At 70.0% G+C, this 5,373-nt stretch carries 6 protein-coding genes; 2 read left to right on the forward strand and 4 right to left on the reverse strand.

All coding sequences use genetic code 11. The features are described from left to right. Nucleotides 1–410: cohesin domain-containing protein (locus ACFQEU_RS10895; RefSeq protein ID WP_379782029.1), on the reverse strand; the 410-nt coding region annotated here is incomplete at its 3' end. A gap of 361 nt (nt 411–771) precedes the next feature. Between ACFQEU_RS10895 and ACFQEU_RS10900 the strand changes: the two genes are divergently transcribed. Continuing rightward, nucleotides 772–2,007 (forward strand): YncE family protein, encoded by a 1,236-nt coding sequence (locus tag ACFQEU_RS10900; protein WP_379782031.1) that lies wholly within the window; start codon nt 772–774, stop codon nt 2,005–2,007. A 67-nt stretch (nt 2,008–2,074) separates the two neighbouring features. Here ACFQEU_RS10900 and ACFQEU_RS10905 read toward each other — a convergent pair whose 3' ends face one another. Then, a complete protein-coding gene (locus ACFQEU_RS10905) occupies nt 2,075–2,605 on the reverse strand; it encodes a DUF7122 family protein (protein WP_379782033.1) in 531 nt (176 codons plus the stop codon). Continuing rightward, nucleotides 2,602–3,564: an RsmB/NOP family class I SAM-dependent RNA methyltransferase gene (locus ACFQEU_RS10910; protein WP_379782036.1), complete on the reverse strand. Its 963-nt coding sequence runs from the start codon at nt 3,562–3,564 to the stop codon at nt 2,602–2,604. Before ACFQEU_RS10910 ends, ACFQEU_RS10905 begins: the two co-directional genes overlap by 4 nt. 112 nt (nt 3,565–3,676) lie before the next feature. On the opposite strand from ACFQEU_RS10910, the gene ACFQEU_RS10915 reads away from it, so the two are divergent. Further along, nucleotides 3,677–4,417: a proteasome assembly chaperone family protein gene (locus tag ACFQEU_RS10915; RefSeq protein ID WP_379782038.1), complete on the forward strand. Its 741-nt coding sequence runs from the start codon at nt 3,677–3,679 to the stop codon at nt 4,415–4,417. Here the strand turns inward: ACFQEU_RS10915 and ACFQEU_RS10920 are convergent. Continuing rightward, on the reverse strand, nt 4,411–5,373 hold a 963-nt coding region (locus tag ACFQEU_RS10920), incomplete at its 5' end, for an isochorismate synthase (protein WP_379782040.1). The genes ACFQEU_RS10915 and ACFQEU_RS10920 overlap by 7 nt on opposite strands.

The raw sequence follows: 5,373 nt of genomic DNA on the forward strand, positions 1-5,373 counted from the left end.
ACGCCGCCCGCCGGCGGGTCGCGCTCCGCCGCGACGGTCACCGTTCCGTTCGCTTCGTCGATGGCCGTTCCGTGGCGCACGCTCGTCTCCTCGCCGCGTTCCAGCCAGGGTCCCGGTTCGACATCGACGGCGGTCAACACGTCGGGGTCGTACGCGACCGTGTACTCGTAGGCGACGACGCCGTCGTCGTCGTAGCCACCCATGGCGCGGAACCACACGTTCACCTCGACGGTCTCGCCGCGGTCCGCGTCGGCCTCGTCCGGATCGAACCCGAGGAGCCCGGGATTATCGCCGGCGAACGCGGGGCCAATGGGTGCGGTCAGTCCGGCCGCCAGGACGACACCGACGACGAGGACGAACGCCGCCAGTCGTCCGGCGGCCCGGTGACGCCTCGTGGTCCGCGGCGTCATTCCGGGGCCGTCACCTCGAGGAGGAGTTCGCTCGGGAACGCGTACCCACGTGACGACCGGGTGGCACGGCACGAGACAGGCATATCGGACACTACGGCGGAACGGAAAAGAGGCTGTCCGTGGGTACCCCCGCTACCGTGAGCGGTGACGCGGTCGGATCCGTCGGTCGGCCGAGATCGACGTTGAAGCCGGTCGATCCCCGGTCGAACGGGTGTCGAGCAGCGTCCGCGTTATGGGTAATATATGCACGTACCTGTGACAACGCTATTCTGCCGAATAGCGGAACTACGGAGCCTCTACCTCGGCATCTCGATGCCACTACCGACACCGTTTAGTTTCCCCACCCGGAGCTGGATACACTATGGATCAGACGACACGGCGGACGTTCCTTGCGGGGGCCGCGGGCGCGAGCCTGGCGGGCCTGGCGGGCTGTGCGGACGAGGCGGTCGACGGCAGCTACGAGATCTGGGGTGCGGACCAGGGGACGAACACGATATACATCCACGAGCCGGACGGCGACGGCGGCTTCGAGGCGGTCGACGAGATCGACACCGGCGCGGAGGGCGGCGAGGTGCCGCACATGGTGGATTACACCTCCGACTACGAGTACGCGGCGGTGGCGTGTACGGCGGGCGCGCGGACGCTCGTCTACCGCACCGAGGACCGCGAGCTCGTGGCGAACCTCGAGACCGGCGCTGGCTCGCACTTCGCCGGCTTCTCGCCGGACGACGAGTTCATCCACGTCGACGTTATCGGCGAGGAGGAGATCGTCCGCGTCGACGCCGACCTGGAGAACGAGGAGTTCGAACAGGTGGACGCGATCGACCTCCGTGCGAACGAGACGGTGCTCGACGCGGGGATCGAGGACGGGTCGCCGATCTGTCACCAGTACGCCCAGGACGGTCGGTCGCTGCACACGGTCGGCCCGAGCTACTACGACGCCGCGCTCGTAGTCGTCGACCACGACGACTTCTCCGTCGACCGCGCGTACGCCGGCGAGGAGATCCCGACGAACTGCGGGACGGTGCCACACCCGACCGAGGAGAAGTTCTACCTCACCGCGGGGCTCCCCTCGGACCCGGACGCCGACCCGGACGAGGACCCGCTCGCGGCCGACGGCGTCGGCGACTTCTACGTGTACGACACCGCCGAAGACGAGGTGACTACCGTCGAGTCGACGCAGGGAGTCGACGCGCACGGGTTCTGGTTCACGCCGGACGGCGAGGAGCTGTGGGTGCTCAACCGCGAGACGAACGACGGGCTGATCATCGACCCCGAGACGGACGAAGTGATCGAGGAGATCGACGCCTTCGGCCCCGAGCAGTCGGACGACCCCACCGAGTCCGACGCGCCCGACATCATGTGGGCCTCCCCCGACGGGGAGTACATGTTCGTGACGACGCGCGGCCCGAACCCGCTCTCGGGCGACCCGCACGCCGCCACCGGGATCAATCCCGGCTACGCGGTGTTCGACATCGAGTCGCGCGAGCGCGTGGAGATGGTCCAGCCCGACGGCGACAACCCCGACAGCGACTTCCACGGGATCGGCGTCCGGCCGACCGGCGACGCCGACGGGTTCACCTCGCCCCCGTACTGAGCCGGTCTCCGGAAAGCGGTCCATCCTGTGGCCCGCCCGGCGGCCAACCCGGCAACCGGGCGACGCCTCACTCGACGGGCGACAGCTCCGCGCGACTCCCCTTCGGCACTACCGACCGCAGCTCGTCGTAGAGGTACAGTCCGACCCCGATCGGCGCCCGTTCGCCCGCGATCCGGTGGGCGACTATCAGATACCCCCAGTCGCCGTCCCACTCGGCGAGGTCCTGGTCCTCGCCCGCGACGAACCGGGTGGCCGCCTCGGGGCCGAGCTCGACGACGTTACGCGTGGCGTGCTCGCCGAACCGCTGGACCGCGCGCGTCGTCGGCTTCCAGTGTTCCTGTCGCGTCCGGAGGAACGTCATCCCGATCGCCTCCACCCGACTGGGGTCCGTCGCCTCGCCGTTGAACACCCACACTTTCCCCGCGCCCTTCTCCCAGAACGTGTACTCGCCGAGCACGTCACGCCCGATCCCGAACCGGTCGTCCCACCAGTCGAGCACCTCCTCGCGGCTCGCGCGCCCCTCGACCTCGCGGTCCGCCGGCCTCTCCGGAAGCCGATCGAAGCGCTGGCCGTCGTTGGTGGGTGCGTCGTCGCTCATGCGCCCACCTCGCCCTCGGCGGGGTCGGACGCCGCCGGCTCGGCCTCGGTCTCGCCGCCGACGCGCAGCTTCGCACAGAAGAACCCGCCGGTGTCGTTGTGGTGCGGGTACACCCGGTGGGCGCGCGTGACCGACTCGTCGTACGTCTCGCCGTCCCACTCCGTGACCCCGGAAACGGTCTCCAGGGGGAGATCGAACGCGACGAGCTCGCAGTCCGTCGCGTCGAGGACGTGATCGAGGACCGCCTCGTTCTCCTCAGGCGCGAACGTGCAGGTGGAGTAGACGACGGTGCCGCCCGGCCGAGTCGCCTGGACGGCCCGCGTCAGGACTCCCTTCTGGATCCCGGCGACGGCCTCGACGTGCTCGTACGTCCACTGGTCGAGCACGTCGGGGTTCTTCCGGCACGTGCCCTCACACGAGCAGGGGGCGTCGACAAGCGCGCGGTCGAACTCGTCGAACGCGAGGGGTTTCAGGGAGAAGTTTCGAGCGTCCTGGTTCGTGACGACGGCGTTCGTCACCCCGAGCCGCTCCGCGTTGTGTCGGAGCGCGGAGAGCCGGCCCAGGTTGTTGTCGTTGGCGACGAGCGTTCCCGTGTCGTCCATGTCGTCGGCGATCTGGGTGGTTTTGCTCCCGGGGGCCGCACACGCGTCCCACACCCGGTCGCCGGGCCGCGCGTCGAGCGCGAGTCCCGGGAGTACCGACACCTCCTCTTGGCCGTGGGTCCAGCCGTGGACGTGGGGCCAGTTGCCGCCGGGGTTCCCGTCGGGGAGTCGGAAGAGGCCGTCGTGCCAGTCTACCGGCTCGTAGGTGACGCCCGCGTCCGCGAACGCCTCACGGACGCGTGCGGGCGTCGCGGCGAGCGTGTTCGTGCGGACGACGGACGGGAGCGGCCGATCACAGGCCGCCCGGAACGCCTCGACGTCGTCCACGAGCGGTTCATACCGCTCAAGCGGGTTCATACCCGTCCGTACCGCCTGCCCCGATTAGACGGTTTCGGACGCCGGTCGGCCGACCGTCGATCCCCGCCGCGGCCGCCAGAGGCTTAACATCCCCCCTACCGTACTCGACGGCATGGCGCAGATCTCCATCGTCGACGACGCGATAGAGCTCGACCGACCGGTGCTTGTAGAGGGGTTCCCCGGGGTCGGGCTCGTCGGGAAGATCGCGGCCGACCACCTCGTGGACGTCCACGAGATGCGCCACTACGCGAACGTCCACTGCGAGGGGCTGCCGGAGGTCGCCGTCTATCGGGAGGGTGCGACCGGCGTGACCACGCCGGTCCGGCTGTACGCCGCACCCGACGCCGGACTGGTCGTCCTCCAGAGCGACGTTCCGGTGAACCCGTCTGCGGCCGCGACGTTCGCCGACTGTCTCTCGGACTGGTTCGACGAGACGGGGACGTTCCCGGTGTTCCTCTCCGGGCGACCGAGCGAGCGGGAGACGTCGCCTCCTGCGCTGTACGGCGTCACGGTCGGCGACGGTGGGTCGCGGCTCGCCGACGCCGATGTCGAGGACCCGCCGGAATCGGGGCTCATCTCGGGCCCGACGGGGGCGATGCTCTCGGACGCACTCGAACGTGGCCGCGACGGGGTCGGCCTGATCGTCGAATCCGACCCGCAGTTCCCCGACCCCGAGGCGTCCCGGACGCTGATCGTGGACGGGATCGACCCGATCGCCGGGACGGAGACGCCGACCGACGGGCTCGTCGATCAGGCGACGGAGATACGAGACGCCAAACAGCAGCTCGCCGAGCGGATGCGGCAGGCGACCGAGGAGAGCACGCAGGCCGAGCCGCTGAAGATGTATCAGTAGCTCCCGCGACCCTCGCTCGGGTCGCTGTCGCCGGCGTCGCCGGCTCCACCTGCCTCGCCGTCCCTACTGCTCCGCTCCTCTCGACGTTCCCCGCCGTCCCTACTGCTCCGCTCCTCTCGGCGTTCCCCGCCGTCCTCCAACTCGTCGAGGATCGGTCGGTACTTGAGCTGGATCTCGTCCCACTCCCGGTCCGGGTCGGAGTCGGCGACGACCCCGACGCCGGCGAACAGCGTTGCACGTCGTCGACTCGCCACCGCCGAGCGGATCGCGACCGCGAACGCGCCGTTACCCGCGGCGTCGATCCACCCGACTGGGGCCGCGTACCAACCGCGGTCGAACGGCTCCGTCTCGTGGATCGTCTCCAGCGCCTGCGTCGGGGGAAGCCCGCCGACCGCGGGCGTCGGGTGAAGCGCCTCGACGAGTTCGATCACGTGGCGATCGGCGTCCAGTTCGGCGGTGATCGGCGTGTGGAGGTGTTGAACCGTCGCGAGCCGCCGCACCCGACGTTCCCCCGCGGAGATCGACGCCGCGTACGGCTCCAGCTGCTCGCGGACCGTCTCCGCGACGAGCGTGTGCTCGTGGACGTTCTTCTCGTCCGCCAGCAGCTCCTCGGCTAGCCACTCGTCTTCCGCCGGGGTCTCGCCGCGGCCGGTCGTCCCCGCAAGCGCGTCCGTCTCGACGGTCCGTCCGCGCAGGGAGACCAGTCGCTCCGGGGTCGCACCGAAAAAGACGCTCTCGCCGTCGTCGGGCTCGAAACAGTAGCGGTGGCAGTCGGGGTACTTCTCCGCCAGCCGTTCGACCGTCGCCGCCCGGGGGAAGTCGGCCGCGAGGTCGGCCTCCAGCGCCTGCGCCAACACCACTTTCCGCAGCTCACCGCCGCGGATGCGTTCGACCGCTGCCGAGACGCTCTCGTGCCACGCCTCCCGGCTCGTTGTCCGCCGCTGTCGGCTGATCCC

The organism is Halorubrum tibetense (assembly GCF_042661865.1).
Lineage (GTDB): Archaea > Halobacteriota > Halobacteria > Halobacteriales > Haloferacaceae > Halorubrum > Halorubrum tibetense.

Bases quoted from the DNA above. Each gene is read 5' to 3' on its own strand.
- ACFQEU_RS10905 (WP_379782033.1), bottom strand. From the start codon at position 2,605: ATGAGCGACGACGCACCCACCAACGACGGCCAGCGCTTCGATCGGCTT.
- ACFQEU_RS10915 (WP_379782038.1), top strand. From the start codon at position 3,677: ATGGCGCAGATCTCCATCGTCGACGACGCGATAGAGCTCGACCGACCG.
- ACFQEU_RS10900 (WP_379782031.1), top strand. From the start codon at position 772: ATGGATCAGACGACACGGCGGACGTTCCTTGCGGGGGCCGCGGGCGCG.
- ACFQEU_RS10910 (WP_379782036.1), bottom strand. From the start codon at position 3,564: ATGAACCCGCTTGAGCGGTATGAACCGCTCGTGGACGACGTCGAGGCG.